General features: G+C 72.0%; 20 protein-coding genes. 15 read left to right on the top strand and 5 right to left on the bottom strand.

The window, feature by feature from the left end; genetic code table 11:
- The first annotated feature begins 82 nt into the window (after positions 1-82).
- Positions 83-1600, top strand: coding sequence for a methyl-accepting chemotaxis protein (locus EUA98_RS02180; protein ID WP_165372687.1), 1518 nt, complete (start codon positions 83-85; stop codon positions 1598-1600).
- Positions 1601-2254: 654 nt separating this feature from the next.
- On the opposite strand, the gene EUA98_RS02185 is transcribed toward EUA98_RS02180, so the two are convergent.
- The gene (locus EUA98_RS02185) at positions 2255-3292 is read right to left on the bottom strand and encodes a LacI family DNA-binding transcriptional regulator (RefSeq protein ID WP_165372688.1); all 1038 of its coding nucleotides are present in this window, start codon (positions 3290-3292) and stop codon (positions 2255-2257) included.
- Positions 3293-3416: 124 nt separating this feature from the next.
- Here EUA98_RS02185 and EUA98_RS02190 point away from each other — a divergent pair, with 124 nt between their 5' ends.
- From EUA98_RS02190 to EUA98_RS02200, 3 genes are all read left to right on the top strand, one after another.
- Positions 3417-4271 carry a 2-keto-4-pentenoate hydratase gene (locus tag EUA98_RS02190; RefSeq protein WP_130101033.1) on the top strand — a complete coding sequence of 285 codons (855 nt, stop codon included), beginning with the start codon at positions 3417-3419 and terminating at the stop codon, positions 4269-4271.
- A gap of 9 nt (positions 4272-4280) precedes the next feature.
- The gene (locus tag EUA98_RS02195) at positions 4281-5591 is read left to right on the top strand and encodes an MFS transporter (RefSeq protein ID WP_130101034.1); all 1311 of its coding nucleotides are present in this window, start codon (positions 4281-4283) and stop codon (positions 5589-5591) included.
- 206 nt (positions 5592-5797) lie between these two features.
- Positions 5798-6712 (top strand): VOC family protein, encoded by a 915-nt coding sequence (locus EUA98_RS02200; RefSeq protein ID WP_130101035.1) that lies wholly within the window; start codon positions 5798-5800, stop codon positions 6710-6712.
- Between the two features lie 10 nt (positions 6713-6722).
- On the opposite strand, the gene EUA98_RS02205 is transcribed toward EUA98_RS02200, so the two are convergent.
- Both EUA98_RS02205 and EUA98_RS02210 read right to left on the bottom strand, forming a co-directional pair.
- Positions 6723-8261, bottom strand: a complete 1539-nt coding sequence (locus EUA98_RS02205) for a CYTH and CHAD domain-containing protein (RefSeq protein ID WP_130101036.1) — start codon at positions 8259-8261, stop codon at positions 6723-6725.
- A gap of 19 nt (positions 8262-8280) precedes the next feature.
- Positions 8281-9351 carry a glutathione S-transferase family protein gene (locus EUA98_RS02210; protein WP_130101037.1) on the bottom strand — a complete coding sequence of 357 codons (1071 nt, stop codon included), beginning with the start codon at positions 9349-9351 and terminating at the stop codon, positions 8281-8283.
- Positions 9352-9459: 108 nt separating this feature from the next.
- On the opposite strand from EUA98_RS02210, the gene EUA98_RS02215 reads away from it, so the two are divergent.
- The 4 genes from EUA98_RS02215 (at position 9460) to EUA98_RS02230 (ending at position 14206) form a co-directional block, all read left to right on the top strand.
- Complete coding sequence (locus EUA98_RS02215) at positions 9460-10233, top strand: LLM class F420-dependent oxidoreductase (protein ID WP_130101038.1); 774 nt, start codon at positions 9460-9462, stop codon at positions 10231-10233.
- Positions 10234-10282: 49 nt separating this feature from the next.
- Complete coding sequence (locus tag EUA98_RS02220; RefSeq protein WP_242511221.1) at positions 10283-11956, top strand: metallophosphoesterase family protein; 1674 nt, start codon at positions 10283-10285, stop codon at positions 11954-11956.
- An 89-nt stretch (positions 11957-12045) separates the two neighbouring features.
- On the top strand, positions 12046-12720 hold the full coding sequence (locus tag EUA98_RS02225) for a metal-dependent transcriptional regulator (RefSeq protein ID WP_242511222.1): 675 nt from the start codon (positions 12046-12048) through the stop codon (positions 12718-12720).
- Between the two features lie 145 nt (positions 12721-12865).
- A complete protein-coding gene (locus tag EUA98_RS02230) occupies positions 12866-14206 on the top strand; it encodes an MFS transporter (protein WP_130101039.1) in 1341 nt (446 codons plus the stop codon).
- On the opposite strand, the gene EUA98_RS02235 is transcribed toward EUA98_RS02230, so the two are convergent.
- Complete coding sequence (locus tag EUA98_RS02235; RefSeq protein ID WP_130101040.1) at positions 14172-15764, bottom strand: helicase HerA-like domain-containing protein; 1593 nt, start codon at positions 15762-15764, stop codon at positions 14172-14174. The genes EUA98_RS02230 and EUA98_RS02235 overlap by 35 nt on opposite strands.
- A 285-nt stretch (positions 15765-16049) precedes the next feature.
- Here EUA98_RS02235 and EUA98_RS02240 point away from each other — a divergent pair, with 285 nt between their 5' ends.
- The 6 genes from EUA98_RS02240 (at position 16050) to holA (ending at position 25201) form a co-directional block, all read left to right on the top strand.
- A complete protein-coding gene (locus EUA98_RS02240; RefSeq protein WP_242511231.1) occupies positions 16050-17036 on the top strand; it encodes a fatty acid desaturase family protein in 987 nt (328 codons plus the stop codon).
- Positions 17037-17122: 86 nt separating this feature from the next.
- Positions 17123-20050, top strand: coding sequence for a leucine--tRNA ligase (gene leuS / locus EUA98_RS02245; protein ID WP_434063467.1), 2928 nt, complete (start codon positions 17123-17125; stop codon positions 20048-20050).
- Between the two features lie 17 nt (positions 20051-20067).
- The gene (locus EUA98_RS02250; protein WP_130101042.1) at positions 20068-21003 is read left to right on the top strand and encodes a DegV family protein; all 936 of its coding nucleotides are present in this window, start codon (positions 20068-20070) and stop codon (positions 21001-21003) included.
- Positions 21004-21136: 133 nt separating this feature from the next.
- Positions 21137-22414 carry a ComEA family DNA-binding protein gene (locus EUA98_RS20155; protein ID WP_242511223.1) on the top strand — a complete coding sequence of 426 codons (1278 nt, stop codon included), beginning with the start codon at positions 21137-21139 and terminating at the stop codon, positions 22412-22414.
- 33 nt (positions 22415-22447) lie between these two features.
- Positions 22448-23977 carry a ComEC/Rec2 family competence protein gene (locus EUA98_RS02260; protein WP_130101043.1) on the top strand — a complete coding sequence of 510 codons (1530 nt, stop codon included), beginning with the start codon at positions 22448-22450 and terminating at the stop codon, positions 23975-23977.
- 258 nt (positions 23978-24235) lie between these two features.
- Positions 24236-25201 (top strand): DNA polymerase III subunit delta, encoded by a 966-nt coding sequence (holA, locus tag EUA98_RS02265; protein WP_130101044.1) that lies wholly within the window; start codon positions 24236-24238, stop codon positions 25199-25201.
- Here holA and EUA98_RS02270 read toward each other — a convergent pair.
- Positions 25184-25822: an EAL and HDOD domain-containing protein gene (locus EUA98_RS02270; RefSeq protein WP_165372689.1), complete on the bottom strand. Its 639-nt coding sequence runs from the start codon at positions 25820-25822 to the stop codon at positions 25184-25186. The two genes, holA and EUA98_RS02270, sit on opposite strands and share 18 nt — an antisense overlap.
- A 341-nt stretch (positions 25823-26163) precedes the next feature.
- On the opposite strand from EUA98_RS02270, the gene EUA98_RS19650 reads away from it, so the two are divergent.
- Complete coding sequence (locus tag EUA98_RS19650) at positions 26164-26301, top strand: hypothetical protein (protein ID WP_165372690.1); 138 nt, start codon at positions 26164-26166, stop codon at positions 26299-26301.
- The last annotated feature ends 99 nt before the right edge of the window (positions 26302-26400 follow it).

Raw genomic sequence — 26400 nt, forward strand, 5'->3', positions numbered from 1 at the left:
AATCGTTCCAGGTCAGGAGCACTTTTCACGTCATCGACACGACCTCACGCCACCGCGCCATGAAAGCGCGAGGCTAGGAGCGATGGGACTCGTGGCCACCTTCATGGGCGTATTGGGAGCGATCCGAATCGCGGACCTTGCCGCGGGAGAGGCCCGGCTGTACACCGAGCATGTGGAGCCGCTCGTCGAACTGGGCGTGGTCCAGCGCACGATCCAGGGCAGCCGGGTCCGCGCGAACGCCCTGTTGGCGGCGGGCGATGACGAGCGCCTTGAGCTGCGCGCGGAACTCCTCAGCCGACAGGCAGATCTGACCGAACTGGTCGGGGCCTACCGGCCGGCGGCGATCGATGCGGGCAATGTCGACACCTTCCTCACGGAGGTGGTGGCATTCCACGAGGCCGTTGACGGCGAGTTCTTCGCCGCGTCGGCGGCCGGTGACATCACCGAGGTCGGGCGCCTGTATGCCGAGGTCGTCTATGTCCACGCCGATGCCGCTTTGGACGCGCTCGAGGCCGAGACGACCGCACAGTCAGACGCTGCGGCGCAGGAGAGCGAGGCGGGTGCCGCGGCGGCTCGGAGCGCTCGCACGATGCTGATCGCCTCTCTCGCGGCGGGGCTTGCCATATCGATCTTGATCGCGATCGTGGTCATGCGGCAGATTGGCGGGACCATTCGCTCGGTTGGGCGCTCGCTCGACGCGATCGCCTCAGGCGACTTGACGCTTGACCCAGAGGTCAGCTCTGCCGACGAGCTTGGTCGGATGGCGAGCGCACTCGCGCAGGCACAGGTCTCGCTCCGAGCGACCTTGAGCGGGGTCGGAGAGACGGCGCAGACGGTAGCGGCGGCGGAGGAGCTGTCCGCGGCGAACACGCAGGTCGCGGCCGGGTCGGAGGAGACCAGCGTGCAGGCCGGGGTGGTGGCGGCGGCTGCGGAGCAGGTGTCGAGGAACGTGCAGACGGTGGCCGCGGGTGCGGAGCAGATGGGGGCGTCGATCCGCGAGATCGCGCAGAACGCGAACGAGGCAGCAAAGGTCGCGACGAAGGCGACCGGAGTGGTCGCGGCCACGAACGACACGATCGCCAAGCTCGGCGTCAGCAGCCAGGAGATCGGCACCGTGGTCAAGCAGATCACGAGCATCGCGGAGCAGACCAACCTGCTCGCGTTGAACGCGACGATCGAGGCGGCGCGTGCGGGCGAGGCAGGTAAGGGGTTCGCGGTCGTGGCCGGGGAGGTCAAGGAGCTGGCGCGGGAGACGGCACGGGCGACGGAGGAGATCACCCGGCGGGTGGAGGCCATCCAGGTGGACACCACCGGTGCGGTCGAGGCGATCGAGGAGATCAGCGCGATCATCGCGAGCATCAACGACTACCAGCTCACCATCGCCAGCGCGGTGGAGGAGCAGACGGCCACGACGAACGAGATGTCCCGGTCGGTGACCGAGGCTGCGACCGGGTCCAGCGAGATCGCGTCCAACATCTCGGGTGTCGCCTCCGGCGCGGCCTCCTCGAGCGAGGTGCTCGTGGAGATGGGCGGCTCCGTGAGCGAGCTCGCCCGCCTGTCAGCCGACCTGCGCGGCCGGCTGGGTGCATTCACCTACTGAGCCTGTTCGCACGGGCGAAGGCGGGAAGGGGGTGTGCAGAACTCGAAGGTAGCCATTCCCGTCATCGTGTCGGCCTCGTGGTCCACGACAGACGACCACGCAAGATCAAGCCCCACCCGAAGGTCCGTGCGGCTGGGGTCGGATCGCGCTGGATGTCGCGTCGGATGTCGGTGCGGGGATGCGGGCGCGCGGGGTGGGCAAGTATTGGGCACTTTGGTGTCGTGAGACGCCTCGATCGGCTCGATCTTGCACTAGAGACTTCGATGGCGCTTGCCACGCAACGTTCACCTCGCCCAGCCATTCGCCCAGTTCAGGCGGCTAAAACTTCGAGTCGCCACGATTCCTCGTGGGTTGGAGATCATTCCCCTGGATTCACGGGGTCAGGGGTTCGAGTCCCCTCAGCTCCACCGAGGTAGCAGTTCGCAGGGCCCAGGCCGTGTCTGAGTCTCCGAGTTTGGGGGCAAGGGCATGGCCTGTGGTGTTTGTCGGGCACGACCCGATCTCGGCGCGTCTCGACGTGTGGTGGTGCGCGCCGCGCACCTGAGGGTCCTGGACACGCACGACACCTCCCTGCGCGTCCTCGCGGTGCTGTCGCTGCCCGGAGGTCGCCGAGCTGCTCCACGTCACCGCGCAGGCGCTGTACGAGCTCATGTCCTAGGACCTCGGCGGCGCGGACGTCTCCCGAATGATGAGCTCACCTGGGGCGCAGCTGGTGCCTTGGGCTCGCTGGAGAAGCTTCAACGAGGCCAGCCGTCCCATCTCGCGCGTCGGGATCCGCACGGTCGTCAAGCGCGGGAAGACGCGGGTGGCGATGCTGAAGTCGTCGAAGCCGACGACGGTGAGATCGTTGGGAACACGCAAACCGGCTCGCTGCGCCGCTTGCATGACCCCCACCGCCATCTCGTCGTTGGCGGCGAACACGGCGGTCGGCGGCTGAGGTCCGCCCAGCAGTGACTCACCGGCCGCCAACCCCGAGGCGAAGGTGTACTCGCCCCCTTTGATCAGGCTGGGCGCAAGGGCCGCCCCGAATCCCTCGAGGGTGGCGAGGAAGCCCGACTGTCGCTCTCGGGCTGAAAGGAATGACGGCGGGCCGGCCACCATTGCGATCTCACGGTGACCCAACGCGTAGAGGTGTTCTGCTGCGAGTCCCGCCGCCGCCCGATCGCCGCCCACCACGCTCCGGGGACGGGTGTCCAGCGCCTTCGCGGCCACCCGGACGTAGGGGACACCAAGGTCCTCCATGAGGGGCCGTATGCGGCGGTCCTCCGAGACGGACGAGGTGAACACGACTCCGTCCAAGCGGTGCCGGTCCACGAAGCTCCGCAGGCGGTCGAGGAACTGCGGGTCGTCGCGCTGCATCGGGAAGCTGACCAGCGCGTGGCCTGTCTCTTCGAGGGCGTCCAACAACCCCTGCTGCATCAGCATCAGGTACTCGGGGTTGGGGTTGTTGAACACATGAGCGATCAGGAAGGCCCGCCCGGTGGCCAGCCCCTGAGCCTGCGCCCGTGGGGTGTATCCGTGCTGCTCGATCAGCTCTTGAATCCGGAGCCGGGTCTGCTCGCCCACCCCTGGCAGTCCGTTCACGACAAGTGACACCGACTTGCTCGACACGCCTGCCAGTGCGGCGATATCGCGCATCGTGAGGCCGCCGCGCCGCCGGTCCGTCCGCTCGTCGTCATGCGTCGACGTCATCCCACTCACTTCCCGTGCAAACGCCGTGCGGCGTCCCAGCAGCCTACCCAGTCCGAGGATCCGAGTTGCGTAACCGGTTACTCCACTACTACGGTAACCGCTTACCCGACAGAAGGGGAGGCACATGGACGTGCTCAAGGCAACCGAGATCGCGAGGGCGTTGGTATCCGCCCGCCGACGCACGACTCACTTGATGAGCTACCCGGGGGAGATCCCGGCCACCCTCGAAGAGGCGTACCAGGTTCAGGACCTCGCCATCGCGATGTGCGGGGAGCAGGTGCGGGGCTGGAAGGTCGGGCTGGTCCAACCCGCGTGGCGGGATGTCGCCGGTGTGGAACGCCTGGTGGGGCCGATCTTCGCGCCCAACGTGTGGACGAAGTCCACGGACGGCACCACGCCCCTGCCGGTGATCGTCGGCGGCACCGCGTGTGTCGAAGCCGAGATCGTCCTGGAGGTGGGAGTCGACATCGAGCCCGGGGCGAGGGCCTGGTCGCTCGAGGACGCTCGCCGGTGCCTCGCCGGGCTGCATCCGGCCGTGGAGCTGGCGGGCAGCCCGGTGGCCGGCCTCAACGCACTCGGCCCGATCGCTGTGGCGTCCGACTTCGGCAACAACGCGGGCCTCCTCGTCGGACCATCGGCGGACGTCGACCCCGACACCTGGGCCTCGATGCGGTGTCACACCTGGGTGGACGGCGAGCTGGTGGGCTCAGCCCCCGTCTCGACCATTCCCGGGGGGCCGCTGGAGGCCTTCCGGTTCGCGCTCGAGACGATCACGGCGCGCGGGCGCGGCCTCACTGCGGGTGACCTGATCGCCACCGGTGCCGTGACCGGCGTCCACGACGTCGTCGCGGGGCAGAGCGCACACATCGAGTTCGGGGACATGTTCGACGTCGACATCGCCTTCGTCGACGGATCCCGTCCGGGCGAGAGCCCTCGGACGCCATCAAGCCTTTGTGCAACGACGCACGGGAAGAACTGAAAGGGTGAAATGAGCAGAACGCTTGAAGAAACCGCGGTCTCGACCGCCACGGAGCGCATGTCGCGATACCGGTGGGTCATTGTGGGGCTGTTGTTCGCCGCCATGGTGATCAACTATGTGGACCGGCAGACGCTCGGCCTGTTGAAGGCCGACCTGTCCAACGAGTTCGGCTGGTCGGAGCAGGACTACGCCCGGGCGATCATGTGGTTCCAGGCCGCCTACGCCGCCTCCTACCTGGTCTGGGGCAGGGTCATCGACCGTGTCGGCGCCCGCTGGGGCCTGGGGGTCGCGTTCGCCATCTGGCAGGTCGCACACATCATGCACGCCGGCATGCGTGGCCTTTCCGGTTTCATCTTTGCCCGGTTCATCCTCGGTCTGGGTGAGGGTGGCGGGTTCCCCGGCAGCATCAAGGCCGTCACCGAGTGGTTCCCGAAGAAGGAACGAGCGTTCGCCACCGGACTGTTCAACGCCGGCACCAACGTGGGCGCAATCGTCACTCCGCTCGTTGTGCCGATGATCGTGCTCGCCTGGGGTTGGGAGGCCGCATTCGTCGTCACCGGCGTCGCGGGCCTGATCTGGTTGCCGATCTGGTTCCTGATGTACCGCCGGCCGCAGGATCACAAGCGGGTGAACGCTGCTGAGCTGGCCCACATCACTCAGGATCCCGAAGAGGCGATCGAGAAGATCGACTGGCGGCTCATCCTCAAGCAGCGCGAGACCTGGGCGTTCGCGTTGGGCAAGTTCCTGACCGATCCGATCTGGTGGATGTTCCTGTTCTGGCTGCCCGACTTCCTGGGTAAGGCCTACGGCCTGGATCTGAAGAGCTTCGGCCCGCCGTTGGTGGTCATCTACCTGGTCTCCGACTTCGGGAGCGTCTCCGGCGGCTGGCTGTCCGGCCGATTCATGAAGCGTGGATGGTCGATCAACCGGTCGCGCAAGACGACGATGCTGATCTGTGCGATGGCGGCTCTTCCGGTGGCCTTCGCGGGACAGTTGAGCAGCCTGTGGCTCGCTGTGGCGATCATCGGACTCGCCACCGCCGCCCACCAGGGCTTCTCGGCCAACCTCTACACGCTGCCCAGCGATGTGTTCCCCCGGGGTGCGGTCGCCACCGTGGTGGGAATCGGTGGTGCGCTCGGCGGTGTCGGCGGCATGTTCATGTCGATCTACGCCGGCCACATCCTGGCTAGCGTCGGCAACTACACGCCGATCTTCATCGTCTGCTCGATGGCCTACCTGATCGCGCTCAGCGTCATCCACCTGCTGATGCCTCGGATGGATCGGGTACTCACCGACAGGTCCGTCATCCCCGTCAGCTGACCCGGACGCGTCGCGGGCACGCTGCCCGCGACGCGTCGTCGGTGTGCGGAGCGCGTCTGACCACTGGTCGGGCGCGCTTCGTCGCATCTCCGGACCGCCCGAGGCGGCGTGCCCACCCCGACCCGGTCCACCTCGCGGAACAGATCCCCTTGCAAAGTGATTGAGCACTCAAGTACATTGGGAACACGCGAACCACCGGAGGAACCATGACCCAGGACACCGTCCGCTCGACCGCCGACCTGATCGCGGCCGACACCGGGCTCGACGCCGTGACCCTCCACGTCGGCGACCTCGACAGGATGACCTCGTACTACCGGGACGTCCTCGCGCTCCAGGTGCTCGACGTCCCCGCGCCGACCGTGGGCATCCTGCCGGTCCGCGCGGCCGCGACGGTCACCCTGGGACGGGGCGGAACGCCGCTGGTCGTGCTGCGCCACACCCCGGATCTGCCCGCGGCGCGCCGCGGGCAGGCGGGCCTGTTCCACACCGCGATCCTGTTCGACGACCAGGCCGGGCTCGCGGCGACGGTCGCCTCGATCGCCACCCAGGCGCCGGGCACCTACACCGGCAGCGCCGACCACCTCGTGTCGAAGGCGTTCTACTTCACCGACCCCGAGGGCAACGGGATCGAGCTCTACTGGGACCGCGCCCGCGCCGAGTGGGGCTGGGAGAACGGTCGCGTGACGATGGACTCGCTGCGCCTCGACCCGAACGAGTTCCTGCGCGAGCACCTCAGCGAGTCCGCCGCCGACCAGTCCGGCGCGGGCGACGCCGTCGTCGGCCATGTCCATCTTCAGGTCGGCAACGTCCCGAGCGCCCGGGCGTTCTACGTCGATGCGCTGGGGTTCGAGGTCACCGCGTCCTGGCACGGCGCGCTGTTCGTCGCTGCGGGCGGGTACCACCACCACCTTGCGATGAACACGTGGAACAGCGCGGGCGCCGGACCGCGCGCCTCCGCCCTCGGCCTGGGCGAGGTCGCCATCCGCGTCCCCGCCGCCGACGACGTCGCGGCGCTGGCCGGGCGGCTCGCGCACCACGGCGTGGCCGTGGCCGACGACGGCGCCACGCTCAGCTTCGAGGACCCGTGGCGCAACCTGATCAAGGTCACCGCGGACCACTGAGTCGCACGGCTCAGCGCAACCAGCGCCGCTTCCCCCGGGCCGACATGCGGCGCCAGGCCCGGGGCAGCTGCGCCTCGAGAGCCGCGGCGTGCGCCTGCTCGAGCGCATGGAGCCGGCCGTAGGTGAACGCGCTCTCGCCGGCGAGCTGGGCCTGCGATCCGACCCGGAGCAGGACGGATCGCAGCTCGACGGAGTCGTGGTGGTCGCCGAGCAGGGTCTGCAGGTCCTTGGCGGCGCGGGCGAACTTCTCGGCCGGTCGACCCAGCACCGGGGACACGGCCTCGGCGGCGTACCGGGCGCGCTTGGCTGCCTTGCGGGTCTCGTGCAGGTGCTCGTCCCGGCGCGGGCCGGGTGGCGCCTTGGTGGCCGCCCGGAACGCGCGCTCCAGCCGCTTCCACTCGCGCCGCACCCGGGCCGGCAGGACCTTCCGGGCAGGCCCGCGGGCCGCGGCGGCGAGCGGCGGGGCGTCCGCCAGGTCGTCCAGCGTGTCGAGAAGTCGGAAGTACCGGGCCGAGTCGAGCTCGGTGAGGGCGTGGTCGTGCGCTGCGCGGTACGCGTCGGCGCGGTCGGCGTCGAGGCGTTCGCCGACCGGCCCGGCAACGAGCTCCGCGGGCTCCGCCGCCACCAGCTCGGCCAGGCGGGCGCGGGCCACCTCCGCGTCCCGGGCGACCCCCAGGAGCTCGCCGAGCCAGCCCAGCTCCGCGCGCAGGTGCTCGCCGGTGTCGCCGCTGAGCAGCGGGCGGAAGGTCGCCAGCGCGCTGCGCAGCTGGCGGGTGGACACCCGCATCTGGTGCACCGCATCCGGCTCGTCGCGCCGGACCTGCGGGTCTCGGGTGAGCAGGTTGTCGCGCTGGGCGCGCAGATGGTCGCGGAGCGCCGCGCCGGCCGTCCCGGCCGCGGGGACCGCCTGCCGGTCCTGCTCGGCGGGGTCCGGCAACCGGTCACCCAGGGCCCGGGCCAGCTTCGACGAGTGGGCGGGCATGGCGCCGTCGGCGGCCTGGAGGAGGTCCACCGCGGCCGCGAGGAGGTCGAGGTCACCTTCGACGAGCTCGAGCTCCCACTCGCGCCAGGTGTCGAGGATCTCGTCGCGGGCGGCCGGGGAACGAGCGGTGACCGAGTCGTCGGCCAGCTCCGCGAGCACGCGGCCGGCCCGGTCGCGCAGCACCCGCACGGTGCGGCGGGTGTGCAGCACGACGACGGGCTCGATCGGGGCCGTGCGGACCCGGGCGGCGACGGCCGCGGCGATCTCGGCGGGCACCGGGTCGGCGGCGGGGTCGTCCGCGGACCCGAGGGCGACGCCGAGCTCGATCCGCTCCTGCGCCGAGACGGGCAGCTTCAGGTGCCACCCGGCGTCGGTGCCGCCGGTGCGCCGGCGCAGCGTGATCCTGGCGCGGGCGAGGCGCAGGTCGGGGGTGTCCAGGTAGACGGCCTCGAGCGTGAACGTGGCCGGGGCGTCGATCGTGGCGACTCCGGCAAGGGCGGCGAGGTCCGGCAGCACCGCATCGGGCGCCACCTCGAGCTTGGCCTCGATCTCCCGATGCGTCTTCATCGATCCAGGTTCCCAGAGGTCAGTCGGCGTCGCTCCCGAACGAGGCCACCGAGCCCGCCGGGGTGTGCGCGGCCGGGACCGTCTCCGCCGCACGCGGCGGCCCGGGCGGGCTGCCGGCGCCGAAGGGTCGGCCGCCGAGGCTCTCGCGTCCGTGCGGGGTCAGCCAGTTGGCCAGGTCCGGTCCGCTCGGGACGATCTGCGTCGGGTTGAGGTCCGTCTGCACGACGTAGTAGTGCGCCTTGATGTGCTCGAAGTCGACCGTGTCGCCGAACCCGGGGGTCTGGAACAGGTCGCGCGCGTAGGCCCAGAGCACCGGCATCTCGCTCAGCTTGGAGCGGTTGCACTTGAAGTGACCGTGGTAGACGGCGTCGAACCGGACCAGGGTGGTGAACAGCCGGACGTCCGCCTCCGTGATCGTGTCGCCCACCAGGAACCGCTGGTCGCGCAGCCGTTCCGTCAGCCGGTCCAGGCGGTCGAACAGCCGCACGTAGGCGCGCTCGTACGCTTCCTGCGACCCCGCGAACCCGCACCGGTACACGCCGTTGTTGACGTCGCGGAAGATCGCCAGCGCGACCTCGTCGATCTCGCCGCGCAGGTGCTCGGGGTACAGGTCCGGGGCACCGGCGCGGTGGTGCGCCGCCCACTCGACGTCGAGGTCGAGCGTCAGCTGGGCGTAGTCGTTCGTGACCACCTGCCCGGTCGACACCTCGACGATCGCCGGGACGGTGATGCCGCGCTCGTAGCCCGGCACCCGCGCGAAGTAGGCGTCCTGCAGGCGAGCGATCCCGAGCACCGGGTCGACGCCGCCCGGGTCCAGGTCGAAGGTCCAGCTTCGCCGGTCGTGGGTCGGCCCGCAGATGCCCATCGGCAGGGCCTGCTCGAGGCCGAGCAGCCGGCGGACGATGATGGCGCGGTGCGCCCAGGGACAGGCGCGGGAGACCACCAGGCGGTACCGGCCGGCCTCGACCGGGTAGCCCTGCGCGCCGTCACGCGTGATGCGGGTCGTCAGATAGTTCATGTCCCGCGTGAACGACTCGCCCGCGGTGACGTACGCGCCGGTGGTCTCGTGCGCTTCGGTACCCGACCCCATGTCGCGCGCGCCTCTCTGCCTGCACCGGACGCCGCTGATCGGTGCCGGTGGGACCCCAGCCTAAGGAGTGGTGGCGCCGATCCCGCGGTGGGTGCCACAGTCACCGGTATGAACCCCCCCATCCGCATCGGAGTCCAGCTCCAGCCGCAGCACGCCGACTACGCCCAGATCCGCGACGCAGTGCGGCGCGCCGAGGACGCAGGGGTGGACGTGCTGTTCACGTGGGATCACTTCTTCCCGCTCACCGGCGAGCCGGACGGCAAGCACTTCGAGTGCTGGACCGTGCTCGGAGCGTGGGCCGAGCAGACCTCGCGGGTCGAGATCGGCGCGCTCGTGACCTGCAACAGCTACCGCAACCCCGATCTCCTGGCCGACATGGCGCGCACGGTCGACCACATCTCGGGCGGGCGGCTGATCCTCGGGATCGGCGCGGGCTGGTTCCAGCGGGACTACGACGCGTACGGCTACGAGTTCGGCACGCCCGGCACGCGCATCGCCGACCTCGGCCAGGCCCTGCCCCGCATCGAGGCGCGCCTCGCGGCCGTCAACCCGCCGCCCGTGCGCCACATCCCGGTCCTGATCGGCGGGGGCGGGGAGCGCAAGACGTTGCGCCTGGTCGCCGAGCACGCCGACGTGTGGCACGGATTCGGCAGCGTCGGGACGCTCACCCGGAAGAGCGCGATCCTCGACGAGCACTGCGCCGTCGTCGGGCGGGACCCGGGTGCGATCGAGCGGTCCGCCGCCGTCACGAAGTCGCCGTCGGAGATCGCCGAGCCGCTCGTGGCGGCCGGTGCGACGCTCTTCACCATCGGGGTCGGCGGGCCGGACTACGACCTGTCGCTCGCGCGCGAGTGGGTCGCCTGGCGCGACGCACGGGGCTGATCGGGGCGCGGTTTTGGTGTCTTGTCGCAGATGAGCGAGGCTTGTGGGGATGACTGCGACCCCGAGAGCGAGCGTGCCGCCCTGGCTGGCGCACCTGCGAGGGATGCGCTGGGGTCGGATCGTCGTCGTGGGGCTGCTCGCCCTCGTGGCTGCCGCCACCTTCGGGGTGACGACCGCGTCGGTCCAGCTCAGTCTCGGTCCCCACCAGGCGCGATACGACGTCACCACGGACGACCTGGTGACCCTCGATGTCGGGCCGCTGGGCACCGTCCAGATCGAGTCGCCGCTGCCGCTCACCCTCGGCGTGCGGGTGACGCTGCAGGAGATCCCCGCCGACGTCCGGGCCGTGGACCCGGTGAAGACGATCGAGGCCCTGAGCGGGGACCTGCAGGGCTACGTCCAGTTCTTCAGCGCGCCGCGCGCCACCGTGACGAGTGCCGCGCAGGCGCTGATCCTCGACGCGCTCCTGCGCACCGGGACCGTGCTGCTCGCCGCCGTCGTGCTGGGCCTGGCCGGTCGCGCGCTGCTGGGGGCGCAGCGCCGCTCGGAGCTGGCCGCTGAGCTCGTGCCTCATCGCCGGGTGATCGTCGGCACGGGCCTGCTCACCCTGGCGGTCGCGATCACCTCGGTCAGCAGCCTGAGCCCGAACGAGCTCCGCCCGACCGGACGGGCCGCGTCGAGCGTGTTCGACGGCACGGCGCTCGAAGGAGCGCGGATCACCGGTCGCCTGGCCGGGGTGGTTGACACCTACGGCGGGCAGGTCGTGGAGGCGTACCGCGAGAACCAGGACTTCTACGCGGCGGCGGACGACGCGCTGGTCGAGGCCTGGACGCTCCGGGCGGAGGGGACCGCGGCCCGGGCGAAGGCCCAGGAGCTGATCCTGCAGCGTCCGGGGGACACCTCGACCCCGCTCGTGGCGGACGCCGATTCCGAGCCGGTCGTCATGCTCCTGGTCAGCGACCTGCACTGCAACGTGGGGATGGCCGGACTCATCCGGTCCGTCGCGGAGCTCGCGGAGGCGGACCTCGTCCTCGATGGCGGCGACACGACCATCAACGGCACGGCGGTCGAGCAGTACTGCGTCACGACGTTCGCCGACGCGATCCCGAACGGCATCCCGGTCGTCGTGGCGAACGGGAACCACGACTCGGCCGAGACCGCCGGCCAGGAGCGCAAGGCCGGCATGACCGTGCTCGAGGGCGAGGTGATCACGGCGGCCGGGGTGCGCATCCTGGGGGATCGCGACCCGAACGAGACCCGCATCGGCGGCGGCACGAACCCCGGCGGCGAGGAGACCGCGGACGAGATGGGGGAGCGCCTGGCCCGGGCCTCGTGCGACGACCCCGACGTCGACCTCCTGCTCATCCACGACCCGAACGTGGGACGGGCCGCGATGGCACGCGGGTGCGTGCCCGTGCAGCTCTCAGGCCACCGCCACGTACGGGAAGGCCCCGTCCCGAACGGGCTCGGTGTGCGCTACATCAACGCCAGCACGGCGGGGGCAGCCCCCGGGCAGCCGACCGTGGGCCCGCTGCGGGGCACCGCGGAGATGACCGTCCTGCGGTTCGACCCGGTCGAGCGCCGCTTCCTCGACTACCAGCTGGTCGAGGTGCGCCCGAACGGGTCGGCCTCGGTCGGGTACCGGGTGACGTTCCCGGCCGCCGTGACCCCGCCGGACGTCGACGACGACGGCGGGCTGTCCGACCGCCGCTCCACGCCCTGACCGGGCGGCGACCTCTGCCGATCCGACCTCCGCGCCGGCGACCTCGGCCCGGCACGGGCGCGAGCCGGCCCCGCGCATAGGCTGAACCGGTGTCCCGCGCCGAGTTCGCCGACCTCACCCCGGTCGCCCAGGACTATCTGAAGATCATCTGGTCCGCTCGCGAGTGGTCCAGCGCGCCGGTGACCATCAAGATGCTGGCCGGGCGGCTCGGCGTCGGCGCGCCGACCGTCTCGGAGACGGTGCGGCGGCTGAGCAGCCAGGGTCTGGTCGAGCACGCCCCGTACGGCGAGATCGGGCTCACGGAGCTCGGCCGGGCGCACGCGGTGGCGATGGTGCGCCGGCACCGGCTGCTCGAGACCTTCCTGGTGCAGGAGCTCGGCTACGGCTGGGACGAGGTGCACGACGAGGCCGAGGTGCTCGAGCACGCGGTCTCGGACCTAATGATCGAACGGATCGACGAGCGCCTCGGACGGCCCGCCCGAGACCCGCACGGCGACCCGATCCCGACCCGTGACGGTCGAGTTCCGACGCCGCCCGCACGCCGCCTGTGGGACCTCGAGCCGGGGGAGTGGGTCGTGGCCCGGATCTCCGATGCGGACCCGGACCTGTTGCGGTTCTGCACGGCGGTCGGACTGGGGCTCGACGCCCGGGTCACGGTCGTCGCGCGCCACCCGCAGAGCGGATTGATCGCGCTGCGGGTCGGCGGCCGGCACGTCGATCTGGCCGAGCCGGCCGCCTCGGCCCTCTGGGCCGTCCCCGCCTGACCGTGCCCGCCTGACGACGGTGGCCTCGCGCCGGTCCACCGGTATGATCGGCGCAATCCCGAGACTGTCGATGGCGTGGTGCGGGCCGAGATCGAATCGTTTCGACACGTTCACGCCACGCACCGCTGAGCAGCCGAGGAGTCACATGACCGGGTCCGAGAAGCACACCGGGGCACTCCGCACCACCGACGTCGCCGCGAGCCCGGCCGTCGCGTCCGACGGCCTGCCCGGGGTCCGGGTACGTCCGGCGATGCTGGCGCTGGCCCTCGGCGGGTTCAGCATCGGGACCACCGAGTTCGCCACCATGGGCCTGCTTCCGCAGATCGCGACCGACCTGCAGGTCTCCATCCCGGTGGCCGGCCATGTCATCACCGCGTACGCGCTCGGCGTCGTCGTCGGGGCGCCCCTGCTGACTGCCACCGCGGCCCGCATCGACCGCCGCGTGCTCCTGATCGGTCTCATGGTCGCCTTCACGCTGGGCAACGTGCTGTCGGCCTTCGCCCCCAGCGTCGGCTGGCTGATGGCCGCGCGATTCGTCGCCGGGCTGCCGCACGGTGCGTTCTTCGGGGTCGGCGCGGTCATGGGCACGGCCGTCGTCGGCCCGTCGAGGCGCGGTCGTGCGGTCGCGACGATGATGGCGGGGCTCACGATCGCGAACGTGGTCGGAGTCCCGCTGTCGACCGTCGTCGGGCAGAACGTGAGCTGGCGCGCCGCGTTCGTGCTCGTCGGCCTGCTCGGGCTGACGACCCTCGCCGCGCTCTGGCGGTGGGTGCCGGGGCTCGCCGCCCACCCGGAGACGACCGTGCGGAGCGAGCTGCGGTCACTGCGCAGCCCCCCGCTGTGGATCGCGTTCGCGGCCACGTCGATCGGGTTCGGCGGGATGTTCGCGGTGTACTCCTACGTCGCACCGCTGATCACCGACGTCACCGGTCTGTCGGCCGCGACCGTGCCGATCGTGCTCGCGCTGTTCGGTGTCGGGATGACCGTCGGCACGCTGATCGGCGGCCGGCTCGCCGACCGGTCCGTGCTCGGCACGGTGTACCTCGGGTTTGCCAGCACGGCGGTCGTGCTGGTGCTCGTCGCCGTGACCGGGCGGCAGCCGGTGGGCGCGCTGACCGCGATCGTCCTGCTCGGGGTCACGTCCCAGATCCTCGGCCTCGCGCTCCAGACCCGTCTGATGGACCTCACGCCGGCGGCCCCGTCGCTCGGCGCGGCGCTGTCGCACTCGGCCCTCAACGTCGGCAACGCTGCGGGAGCGTTCGTCGGCGGGCTCGTGATCGCGCGGGGCCTCGGCTACCTCGCCCCGGCCTGGGTCGGCGCCGGGCTCACCGGGCTCGGCCTGGTGATCTTCGCGCTCGCGAGCCGCCGGCCGGTGTCGCGACCGTCCTTCTCGATCTCGCACCCGGCCCCGGCGACGCCCCAGCCCGAGGGCCCGCTCGAGCGTGCCGCCGTCAGCGCCGCCGGGTCCCGAACAGCGAGCGAGTGATCTCGCGGCCGAGCACCGTGCCGGCCGATCGCAGGAACGAGCGCATCGGCGCCGACGTCACCACCTGCTCGAACCCGCTCGGCTCCGCTCGCTCGACCCGTTCGCGCGGGGTCCGCTCGGCCTGAGGCGTCCGCTCGGCGCGCTCGACCTGCTCGGCCCGGGCCGACTCGGTCGCCGTCGCGCGCGCGGCCAGCAGCTCGTAGGCCGACTCGCGGTCGACGGCGGTCGCGTACTTCCGGGCGACCCCCGATGCGGCCACTGCGCTCGCCAGCGCCGCCGGCGGCGCTGGCGCCATGGACGACTGCGGTGCCCGCAGCCGGGTCCAGGCGACCGGCGTCGGGGCGCCCCGCTCCGAGAGCACCGTGACCACGGCCTCGCCGGTGCCCAGTGTGGTCAACAGCTCCTCGAGGTCGTACGGGGAGTCGGGGAAGGTGCGCACCGCGGCCCGCAGCGCGCGGGCGTCGTCGGGCGTGTAGGCGCGCAGCGCGTGCTGGACCCGGTTGCCGAGCTGGGCGAGCACGTCCGGCGGCACGTCCTTCGGGCTCTGCGTCACGAAGAACACCCCGACGCCCTTGGACCGGATGAGCCGGACGGTCTGGGTGACCTGGGTGAGGAAGTCCTTCGACGCGTCAGTGAACAGCAGGTGGGCCTCGTCGAAGAAGAACACGAGCTTGGGCTTGGCGAGGTCGCCCACCTCGGGCAGCTCGGAGTAGAGCTCGGCGAGCAGCCACATGAGGAACGTCGAGAACAGCGCGGGCCGGTCCTGCACCCCGGGCAGCTCGAGGGCGGAGATGACACCCCGGCCGTCGTCGGCCGTGCGCAGCAGGTCCGCGACCTCGAACGCGGGCTCGCCGAAGAACACGTCCGCGCCCTGGGACTGCAACGTGACGATCGTCCGCAGGATCACCCCGGCGGTCGCCGCCGACAGGCCGCCGATGCCCTTGAGCTCGGGCTTGCCCTCGTCCGAGACGAGGTAGGCGATCGTCGCTCGCAGGTCTTGCAGGTCGAGCAGCGCGAGCCCCTGGCTGTCGGCCCAGTGGAAGACGAGCCCGAGGCTCGACTCCTGGGTCGCGTTCAGGCCGAGGACCTTCGCGAGCAGCAGGGGGCCGAAGTCCGTCACGGTGGTGCGCAGCGGCGTCCCGGTCCCGAGACCGCCGAGGGTGAAGAACTCCACCGGGTGCCCGACGGCGGCCCACTCCTGGCCGATGCTCGCCGTGCGGGCGAGGAGCTTCTCGGTCGGCTCCCCGGGGACCGCCAGCCCCGACAGGTCGCCCTTGAGGTCGGCGAGGAACACCGGGACCCCGGCGGCCGACAGCCCCTCCGCGAGGACCTGCAGCGTCTTGGTCTTCCCGGTGCCCGTGGCCCCGGCGACCAGCCCGTGCCGGTTCATCATCGCGAGCGGCAGCCCGACCTGGACGGCCGGGTCCGCATGGTCGCCGGTGACCAGGGCTCCGAGCCCGAGCCTCGCGCCGGCGAACGTGTAGCCGGCGGTGACCTCGGCGGCCCACCCGGGCGGCGGGCCGGCGGTGGGCGCTGCAGGGTCCTTCTGGTCCGTCATGAGCGGATTGTAGGGGATCGGATCCGGACCGCGCGGGGGAGAATCCGCCGCGAACTGTACGAACCGCCGGACCGGTGATGTGCGTTCGGGGCCGAGGTTCAGGGGGTCCGCGGTTACTCTTTTTCGGACCACTGGATGTGTTGCCCCACCCGGCTTCGCGTCACGAATCGATGCGCGAGGGCGGTCCATGTGAACACCACCACCGATGCCAAGGCGAGCTCGCCCCGCGAGCGTCAGGTGAGCGACTTCACCGCCCTGACCCGCACGGTCCAAGAAGCCGGGCTGATGAAGCGGCGGCAGGGCTACTACTGGACCCGGTTCGTCGTGCTCACCGGGCTGCTGCTCGCGTTCGGCGCCGCGATCGTCGTCATCGGGGAGTCCTGGTGGCAGCTTCTGGTCGCCGCCGGCCTCGCCTTCGTCCTCGGTCAGGTGATGTTCCTCGGGCACGACGCCGCCCACCGACAGATCTTCGCGTCCGGGCGCTGGAACGACTGGTCCAGCCTGGTGATCGCGAACCTCTACGCCGGGATGAGCTACGGCTGGTGGAACCACAAGCACAGCAAGCACCACGCGAAGCCCAACCAGGTGGGCGCCGACCCCGACATCGGCACCGGGGCGATGGTCTTCCACACCCAGGACATCCCCGCCGCGAAGACCGGGTTCCCCGCGTGGTTCGCGCAGCGCCAGGGCTGGTTGTTCTTCCCCCTGCTCCTGCTCGAGGGCCTGAACCTGCACGCCTCGGGCATCAAGACCGTGTTCGGGCGCGGCGAGGTCAAGCGCCGCCCGGTGGAGATCGCCTTCGTGACGGTGCGCCTCGGCGGGTACCTCGGCCTGGTGTTCTGGGCCCTGCCGGTCGGGATGGCGTTCGCCTTCCTCGGCGTCCAGCTGGGCCTGTTCGGGCTGTACATGGGCGCGGTGTTCGCGCCGAACCACAAGGGCATGCCGATCGTGCCGGCCAACTCGCGGATCGACTTCCTCAGCCGACAGGTGCTCATGAGCCGCAACGTGCGCGGCGGCCGGCTCATCGATCTGTTCATGGGTGGGCTGAACTACCAGGTCGAGCACCACCTGTTCCCGAGCATGCCGCGACCGCACCTGCGCCGCGTGCAGCCGATCGTGCGTGAGTTCTGCGCGAGCCGGGGCATCGCCTACACCGAGACCTCGCTGATGGAGTCGTACGGCATCGTCGTGCGGTACCTCAACAAGGTCGGCCTCGCGGCCCGCGACCCGTTCCAGTGCCCGCTGACGGCGGAGTTCCGCTCAGCGCGCTGACTCTCCCGTTCCGCGCCTGCCCCACCGGGCGGGCGCGGTGCGCTGTGCGGGCGGGCGCGGTGCGCTGCGCCGGTAAACTCGCGCAGGTGACCTCGCCCGACGCAGCCCAGCCCGTGTTCTCCGACGACGCCCCCCGGGACGACGTCCGATTCCGATACACCGCCGCGCTCGCCTCCGAGCTCGAGCAGCGCTGGCAGGACCGGTGGGACGAGCTCGGCACGTTCCACACCGCCAACCCGTCGGGTGCGCTGACCGACGGGGCCGGCAGGCCCGCCGACCCCGACGCGGCCACGTTCTACGTGATGGACATGTTCCCGTACCCCTCCGGCGCCGGGCTGCACGTGGGGCACCCGCTCGGCTACATCGCGACCGACGTCGTCGGCCGGTTCCGCCGGATGCGCGGCGACAACGTGCTGCACGCGCTCGGCTACGACGCGTTCGGCCTGCCCGCCGAGCAGTACGCGGTCCAGACCGGTCAGCACCCCCAGGTCACCACCGAGGCGAACATCGCCAACATGCGTCGTCAGCTGCGCCGGCTCGGCCTCGCGCACGACCCGCGGCGCACCTTCGCCACGACCGACGCCGGCTACGTCCGCTGGACCCAGTGGATCTTCCTGCAGATCTTCGAGTCCTGGTACGACGTCGACGCGGTGCGGCCCGACGGCTCCGCCGGTCGCGCCCGGCCGATCGCGGAGCTCGTCGCCCAGTACGAGGCGGGGACCCGCCCCGTGCCCGACGGCGGCACCTGGGCCGACCTGACCGACGTCGAACGTCGGCGCCTGGTCGACCGCGAGCGCCTCGCGTACATCACCGAGGCACCGGTCAACTGGTGCCCCGGTCTGGGCACCGTGCTGGCGAACGAGGAGGTCACCGCGGACGGCCGCAGCGAGCGCGGCAACTTCCCGGTGTTCCAGCGCAGCCTGAGCCAATGGAACATGCGGATCACCGCGTACGCGGACCGGTTGGCCGACGACCTCGAGCTGATCGACTGGCCCGCGAAGGTCAAGGCGATGCAGCGCAACTGGATCGGGCGCTCGGACGGCGCGAACGTCGTGTTCGACGTGATCGGCGGCCTCGAGGTCGAGGTCTTCACGACCCGTCCCGACACGCTGTTCGGTGCCACCTTCCTCGTGGTCGCCCCCGAGCACCCGCTGCTCGACGAGGTGCCGGCCGCGTGGCCCGACGGGACGCGCAGCGCCTGGACCGGCGGGTTCGACACGCCGATCGAGGCCGTGGCGGCCTACCGCGCCGAGGCTGCGGCGAAGACCGCCGTCGAGCGCCAGGCCGACGCCGGTCGCAAGACCGGCGTGTTCAGCGGGCACCTCGCGACCAACCCGGTGAACGGGCTGCCCGTGCCGGTGTTCACCGCGGACTACGTGCTGATGGGCTACGGCACCGGCGCCATCATGGCCGTGCCGGCCGAGGACGAGCGGGACTGGGCCTTCGCCGCCGCCTTCGAGCTGCCGCACGTGCGCACCGTCCAGCCGCCCGCCGGCTTCGACGGCGGCGCCTGGACCGGCCCCGGCGCGATGATCAACTCCGCCAACGACGAGATCAGCCTCAACGGGCTGCAGGTCGCCGAGTCCAAGCCGAAGATCATCGACTGGCTCGAGTCCAAGGGGTTGGGCACGCGCACCACCACGTACCGGCTGCGCGACTGGCTGTTCAGCCGTCAGCGGTACTGGGGCGAGCCGTTCCCGATCGTGTACGACGAGAACGACCTGCCGATCGCCATCCCGGACGAGCTGCTCCCGGTCGAGCTGCCCGACGTCCCGGACTACTCCCCGCGCACCTACGCGGCCGACGACGCCGGCTCCTCGCCCGAGCCGCCGCTGGGCCGCAACGCGGACTGGGTCGCGATCACGCTCGACCTCGGTGACGGCCCGAAGCAGTACCGCCGGGAGACCAACACGATGCCCAACTGGGCCGGGTCGTGCTGGTACTACCTGCGCTACCTCGACCCGACCGACGCGGACCACCTCGTCTCGCCGGAGCTGGAGAGCTACTGGCTCGGGCCGCAGCACAACCCCGAGGCGGGGACCGCGGGCGGCGTCGACCTGTACGTCGGCGGCGTCGAGCACGCGGTGCTGCACCTGCTGTACGCGCGGTTCTGGCACAAGGTCCTGTTCGACCTGGGGCACGTGTCGAGCCTGGAGCCCTTCCACAAGCTGTTCAACCAGGGCTACATCCAGGCGTTCGCCTACGTCCGGGCGGACAACGGCGCGTACGTCGAGGCCGCCACCGTCACCGAGCGTCCGGATGCGCCGGGGGAGTTCGTCGCGCTCGTCGACGGCGCCGAGGTCCCGGTGCTGCAGGAGTACGGGAAGATGGGCAAGTCGCTGAAGAACGTCGTCACCCCCGACGACATGTACGACGCCTACGGCGCCGACACGTTCCGGGTGTACGAGATGTCGATGGGGCCGCTGGACCAGTCGCGACCGTGGGACACGCGCGCCGTCGTCGGCTCCCAGCGCTTCCTGCAGCGGCTGTGGCGCAACACCGTCGACGAGGCCACCGGCGAGCTCGTCGTGGTCGACGACGATCCGGAGCCCGCCACGCTGCGCGTGCTGGCCCACTCGATCGCGGACGTGCGGATCGAGATGGAGGCGATGCGGCTCAACACCGCGATCGCCAAGCTGATCGTGCTCAACAACCACCTCACCTCGCTCGACCGGGTGCCGCGCGCGGCCCTCGAGCCGCTCGTGCTGATGACCGCACCGGTCGCGCCGCACATCGCCGAGGAGCTCTGGCAGCGGCTCGGCCACGCCGGCTCGCTCGCGTTCGAGCCGTTCCCGGTCGCCGACGCCGCGTACCTCGTCGAGGACACCGTGACCTGCGTGCTCCAGGTGCAGGGCAAGGTGCGCAGCCGGATCGAGGTGTCGCCGTCGATCGACGGCGACGTGCTGCGTGAGCTGGCCCTGGCCGACGCCGGGGTCCAGCGGGCGCTCGACGGGCGCGAGGTCCGCACCGTGATCGTGCGCGCCCCGAAGCTCGTCAACGTGGTGCCCGCCTGACGCCCGGGATCCGCGGCCTGTTCCGGTCGGGGGACCGCGGCCCACGGGTCGCGGTCGTCACCGACTCCACCGCGTCGCTGCCCGCCGGTCTGGCCGAACGCTGGGGGATCGAGGTCGTCCCGCTCGAGGTGGTGGTCGACGGCGAACGTCATCACGAGGGTCTCGACCTCACCTCCGCCGACCTGCTCACCGCCCTGACCGCGGGCCGGAAGGTGACCACGTCGCAGCCGTCCCCGGCGGTGTTCGCGCGGGCCTACGCCCACGCGGTCGAGCGGGGCGCGCGGGAGATCGTCTCGGTGCACCTGTCCGGTGAGCTCTCCGGCACCGTGCGCGCGGCCGAGCTCGCCGCCCTCGCGGCTCCGGTGCCGGTGCATGTCGTCGACTCGCGGACCGTGGCGATGGGGCTCGGGCTCGCGGCGATCGCCGCGGCCGAGCTTGTCGCCCCGCCGCCCAGGACCGGCCACGGGCTGCCCGGCCGATCACCGGCCGGCCGGTCGCTCGCCCCGGGCGGTGCGCTCGCGGCCGAGCGGGCCCGTCAGGTGGCGGCCTCGAGCTCGACGCTCTTCCTGCTCGACTCGCTCGATCAGCTCCGTCGCGGTGGCCGGATCGGCTCCGGCGCGGCGACGATGGGCACCCTGCTGGGACTGCGCCCGCTCCTGACGCTCCGGTCCGGGCGGATCGAGGTGGTCGAGAAGGTGCGCACGCGGCGAGCGGCGCGCGAGCGCCTCGAAGCGCTCACCGTCAAGGACGTGCGCGCCCGCGGCGGCGCGCAGATCGCCGTGCACCACCTGGGCCAGCCCGAGCTCGCGGCGCAGGTCGCTGCAGCGCTCGAGTCGGCGCTGTGCGACGGGGACGCGCGGGTGGTCGGGCGCGTCGCGGTGTCGGAGATCAGCGCGGTCATCGCGGCGCACGCCGGGCCGGGGCTGCTGGCCGTGGTGGTCGCGGACCGCTGACGGTCCGACGCCGCTGACGGTCCGACCGTGCCGCTGGAGTGCGCGCCCGTCCCCAGACGGTTGCTTTGTGCGTCGGTCCCCATGGCGTCGAGGTGGAGCAGGGCGGAACCCGTGCGCGATCTAGCGTGCTCAGATGCCGCGCGCGTCCGAACCCCTGCAGCGGGCGGCCCGCGACCGCCTGCATGGTCTCGCGGTGCCGCACGGGCCCTCGGCGCGGCAGGGTCCTGGCGGGGTGCAGGGGTTTGGCGAGCCGCACGGTCTTGGTGAGCCGCACGGTCTTGGTGAGCCGCAGGGGTTTGGTGAGCCGCAGGGGCTCGGCGGACTGCAGGGCCTGGCCCCGCCGCGGGTGCTCGGGGAACCCGGCAAGGTGGCCGTGCGACGGGCTCTCGATGTACCGGCGGCGGCGCCCGGTTGGGTTCCCGAGGCGCCGTCCGCGGACGTGGGCCTCGCGGGACCGCCACTCGAACTGACCGACCCGGCGGCGGACGTCGATTCGGACGGCCTCGACGCGCCAGGCTCGGACGCGTCGGGCTCGGCGCCGTGGGGGACGCCGCCGGACACGCAGGACGTGCGCGACGTCGTGGCCCGGATCCGGGCCGGTGCGCTGGACAGCGCGGCGGCGGCCTACACCTCCGTGCACGGCCATCCGCTCGAGCACCCGTCCGCGGATGCGCCGGCCGGCAGACGGCGCTGGCTGCTGAGCGTGCGCCTGGCGCTCGTCGCCGCCCTCGCGGTCGTGGTGCTCGGGGCCGGGGTCGTGGCGCGGGCGACGCTCAGCGCGCCCTCCGTCCCGGTGGCGACCGCGCCGGCTCCGGGTGGGCCACTGGTCGAGGGGGCGGCGGGCTCCGAGGGGGCGGCGCGGTCCGCGGACGCAGCGGGGTCGGGCGAGACCTCGGCCGGTCCGGGGGCTGCGGTGCCGGCACCGAGCCCGGCCGACGTCGTCGTGCACGTCGTCGGTCAGGTCAACGCGCCCGGGGTGGTCCACCTCCCGACCGGATCGCGGGTGGCGGATGCGGTCTCCGTGGCCGGTGGAGCCGCTCCCGGCGCGGTGCTCGCCGCGGTCAACCTGGCGAGGGTGGTCCAGGACGGCGAGCAGATCGTCGTCCCGGCCCTCGGAGAGGTCGCGCCGGGCACGACGGGCGCGGGTGGTGCTGCCGCGAGCGATGCCGACCGGAACGGTGCGGACCAGACCGGTGCGGCCCCCGGGGGCGATGCGAGCACACTCCTCGACCTGAACACCGCGGACGCAACCGATCTCGAGTCCCTGCCCGGCATCGGTCCGGTGCTCGCGCAGCGGATCGTGGACTGGCGTACCGAGCACACCCGGTTCACCGCCGTCGACGAGCTCGGCGAGGTGGCCGGGATCGGCGACACGCTGCTGGGACGCCTTCGTGAGCTCGTGCGGGTCTGACGCGTGCGGCCGACCCGGACGGACCTTCGCCTCGTGCCCGCGGCCGTCGCCACGTGGGTGGTGGCGTTCGTCGTGGTCGGGCTGCCCGCCGGGGGTGCGCTCGCCGTCGGCCTCCTGGCCGGGGGAGGGGTCGCCGTCGTCGGCGGCTGGCGGTTGGGGCACCGCAGCCGGGTGGGCGTGACGGATCGCAGCCGGGTGGGCGTGCGGACGACGGATCGCAGCCGGGTGGGTGCCGGTGTGGCCGGGGTGGTGGGGCAGGGCATTCTCGTGCTCGTCGTGGCCAGCGCCGTGGCGCTCTCCGCCGCCGGGCAGCTCGCGGTTCGCGGGGCCGGGCTGCTCGGTGCGCTCATCGACGAGGAGGCCACCGTGCGGGTGGTCGGCACCGTGCGGTCCGAGCCGATACCGCTCGCCGCGCCAGCGGGGTGGGGCGAGCCGGAGGTGCGCTACCGGGTCGTGCTCGGTGTCGATCGGGTCACCGGCCGCGGCCGGACCGGGTCTGCGGCCGCATCAGTGCTCGTCCTGGGCGGACCGGCGTGGGCCGGGATCGGGTTCGGCGCGCACGTGGAGGTGGACGGTCGGTTGATGCCCGCCGAGCGTGGCCGGGCCGAGGTCGCGATCCTCTCGGGGCGGGGAGCCCCGCGCGTCGTCGACCCCCCGGGCACGATCGACCGCGCGGTCAGGCAGGTGCGGACCGCGCTGCTGGTCGCCACCGATCAGCTCGCCCCGGACCCGCGCGGACTCGTGCCGGGGATCGCCGTGGGTGACACCTCGCGGCTGTCGCCGGACCTGGCCGAGGCGATGCGGGTCGCGGGTCTCACCCACCTCACCGCCGTCTCGGGTGCCCATTTCGCCATCATCGGCGCGGCGGTGCTCGGGCTCACGGGCGTGATCGGCCTGCCGCGCCGCGCCCGGATCGCCGTCGTTGTCGCGGCGATGGGCGGGCTGGTGCTGCTCGTACACGCCGAGCCGAGCGTGCTCCGGGCGGCGGCGATGGGGGCCATCGGTGCCGGCGGCATGCTTCTCGGGCGCCCGTCCCGGGCCCTGGCGGCGCTCGGTGCGACGGTCATCGTGTTGCTGGTGGTCGATCCGTGGCTCGCACGCAGCTACGGATTCGCCCTGTCGGTGCTCGCGACGGCGGGGATCGTGCTGCTCACCGGGCCGATCGCGCAGGGCCCGGGTCGGGCACTGCCCCGGGGCCTCGCGCGCGCGATCGCCGTCCCGCTCGCAGCGCAGGCGGTGTGCGCGCCGGTGATCGTGCTCCTCAACCCGGCGCTCGCGATGTACGCGGTCCCGGCGAACCTCGCCGCGGCGCCGGCGATCGCGCCGGCCACGGTCGCCGGAGCCCTCGCCGCGATGGTGGCGCCGTGGTGGGCCACCGGCGGTGCCGCGCTCGCGCAGGTCGCCGGATGGGCCACCTGGTGGATCGCACAGGTCGCCCGCGGGTGCGCCGCGCTGCCCGGGGCGCAGATGCCGTGGCCGGGCGGGGCCGGCGGCGCGGGACTGCTCGCGGCGGTTACCGTGGTGGTCGGCGTCGGGGTCGCGCGGGGGAGCAGAGCCCGATGAAGGTGCAGGGCGCGGTGAGGGTGCAGGGTGCCGTGAGGGTGCATGGCCCGGTGAGGGTGCATGGCCCGGTGAGCGTGCAGCGTGCGCGGGACAGCGACGGCGACGGCGACGGCGTGGGCGCGGGCGTGGGCGAACGGGAGCGACGGCGTCCCGTGGCAGGCTGGGGCCGTGCCACCCGCCGAGCGTCGCCCCTCATCCGCGCGTCCCGCATCCCGGCCCGCGCCCGCGCGCTCCTCGACGGCGGGTCGAGCCACCACCATGGCGTGGGACGCGGTCGAGCTTGCCCCGATCGTGCTCGTGACGGGCGCCGAGCAGCTGCTCGCCGAGCGTGCCGTCGCCGGCCTGATCGCCGCGGCCAAGCAGCGGGATGCCGATGTCGAGGTGACCCGGCTCGAGGGTGCCGGCTATGTCGGCGGGACCCTGCTCGTCGCGACGAGCCCGTCCCTGTTCGGCGAGGCGCGGATCGTCGTCGTGCAGGGGGTCGAGCAGGCGAACGACGAGCTGATCAGTGACGCGCTCGCCTACCTGGACGCCCCGGCCGACGACGTCGTGCTGGTGCTGCACCACGGCGGCGGTCAACGCGGCAAGAAGTTCCTCGACGCCGTGCGCGGCGCGGGTGCGACCGTCGTGACCTGCGAACCGATCAAGAAGGACACCGACAAGGTCGCGTTCGCGGCCGCGGAGCTGCGGCGAGCGGGTCGGCGTGCGGACGCCGCGGCGATGCGCGCGCTGGTCGAGGCGGTCGGCGCGGACCTGCGCGAGCTCGCGGCGTCCTGCGCGCAGCTCGTGGCCGACACCTCGGGCGTGATCGGTGCGGACGTCGTGAACCGCTACTACGGGGGGCGGATCGAGGCCACCGGCTTCCGGGTCGCGGACGCCGCGATCGCGGGGCAGACCGGTCAGGCTGTCGCGCTCTTGCGGCACGCGCTCGCGACGGGGGCGGATCCGGTGCCGCTGGTCGCCGCGCTGGCCGCGAAGCTGCGGGTTCTCGCCAAGGTGGCCGCAACCCGCGGGCGGGGCGGTGCCGCGGCCCGGGACCTCGGGCTGGCTCCGTGGCTGGTCGAGCGCGCGCTGCGCGACCTCTCCCGGTGGACGCCGGAGGCTCTCGCGGCGGCGATCACGGCTGTTGCGCAGGCGGACGCGGAGGTCAAGGGCGGGGGGCGCGATCCGGTCTTCGCGGTCGAGCGTGCGGTGATCCGGGTCGCGTCAGCCGCAGCGTCGTGACGGCACCACGGCGGTCCGATCGAGCACCGTGGTGACCTCGAGCGCGAAGCCCTGGTAGAGGTCGAAGCCCAGGCTCTGGCACTCATCGAGCATCGACTCGGACTCGACGCACTCGGCGACGACCTGTGCCCCGTGCGAGCGCGCGAGGTCGATGAGGGGCTGGCCCTCGACGTCGAGATCACGAACGTCGATCTTGACGTAGTCGGCGTAGGGCAGCAGTCGGCGCTGGCTGGCGAGCCCGATGAAGTCGTCGATCGCGATCCGGAAGCCGCGGTCGCGCAACCGCCGGACGCCGGCCATCACGGCGTCGTCGGCGACCACCGACTCGACGATCTCGACCACGAGCTGCTCCGGCAGGTACGGAATGGACAGGTCGTTCACAAGGTACGAGCGCGTGAAGTTGACGAAGATGCGCCGATCACCCGCGACCGAGGACACCCCGGGGCCGGCGAACGTGGTGTGCAGCACGTGCGCGGTCGCGGCGTTCTGCTGCTCGGCGGTCCAGTGGTCGACATGCAGCGGGGCCGGGTGGGGGGAGCGGAAGTACAGCTCGTACCCGAGGACGTCGCCGCTCCCGGTGAAGATCCCCTGTCGCCCGAGCAGCATTCGATCGGTGCGCAAGAACCTGTTGCAGTCGCGCTGCGAGGGCGGCGCTGGCAGGTCATCGGGGGCATCGGCGAGGCGTCCCAGAAGGGCTGGCGGGGCGTAGACATCTGTTGTCATGTCTCATGTGACACCCAGACAGCATTGCTGTGACGGGTTATTGGCGAGCAAGAGGTCGATTGACGCCAAATTCACCCATATGGCGGTAACTCGTGACGCGGAGGCGTCCGATCCACGCACGGCGGACCGTTCTTGTGCCCTGACCTGCAAGTTCATCCTTGACAGGAGGTTCTGCACAGGCGATCTTGGTGTCACCGTGACTGTGACAAGCAGTCAAAATACCCTGACTGGAGATTCTCATGAAGCGCACGATCAAGTCGGTCTTTGTTGTCGCCCTCGCTGCCGGCCTCGCCCTGGTCTCGGTCGCACCCGCCTCTGCTTTCGGCGGCGTCACCACCAACGGTGCCGGTTGCTGCCGCTACTCGGGCACCAACTAGCAGTCGCTGGCGGCGCTGAAGCAGCAGTGGCGCATGTCTCAACTGACGTCCGGGTCGCGCTGTGACGGTGGTGCCGACCCGGACGTGAGGTGCTCGGTG

Source organism: Pengzhenrongella frigida, assembly GCF_004168625.1.
GTDB lineage: Bacteria > Actinomycetota > Actinomycetes > Actinomycetales > Cellulomonadaceae > Pengzhenrongella > Pengzhenrongella frigida.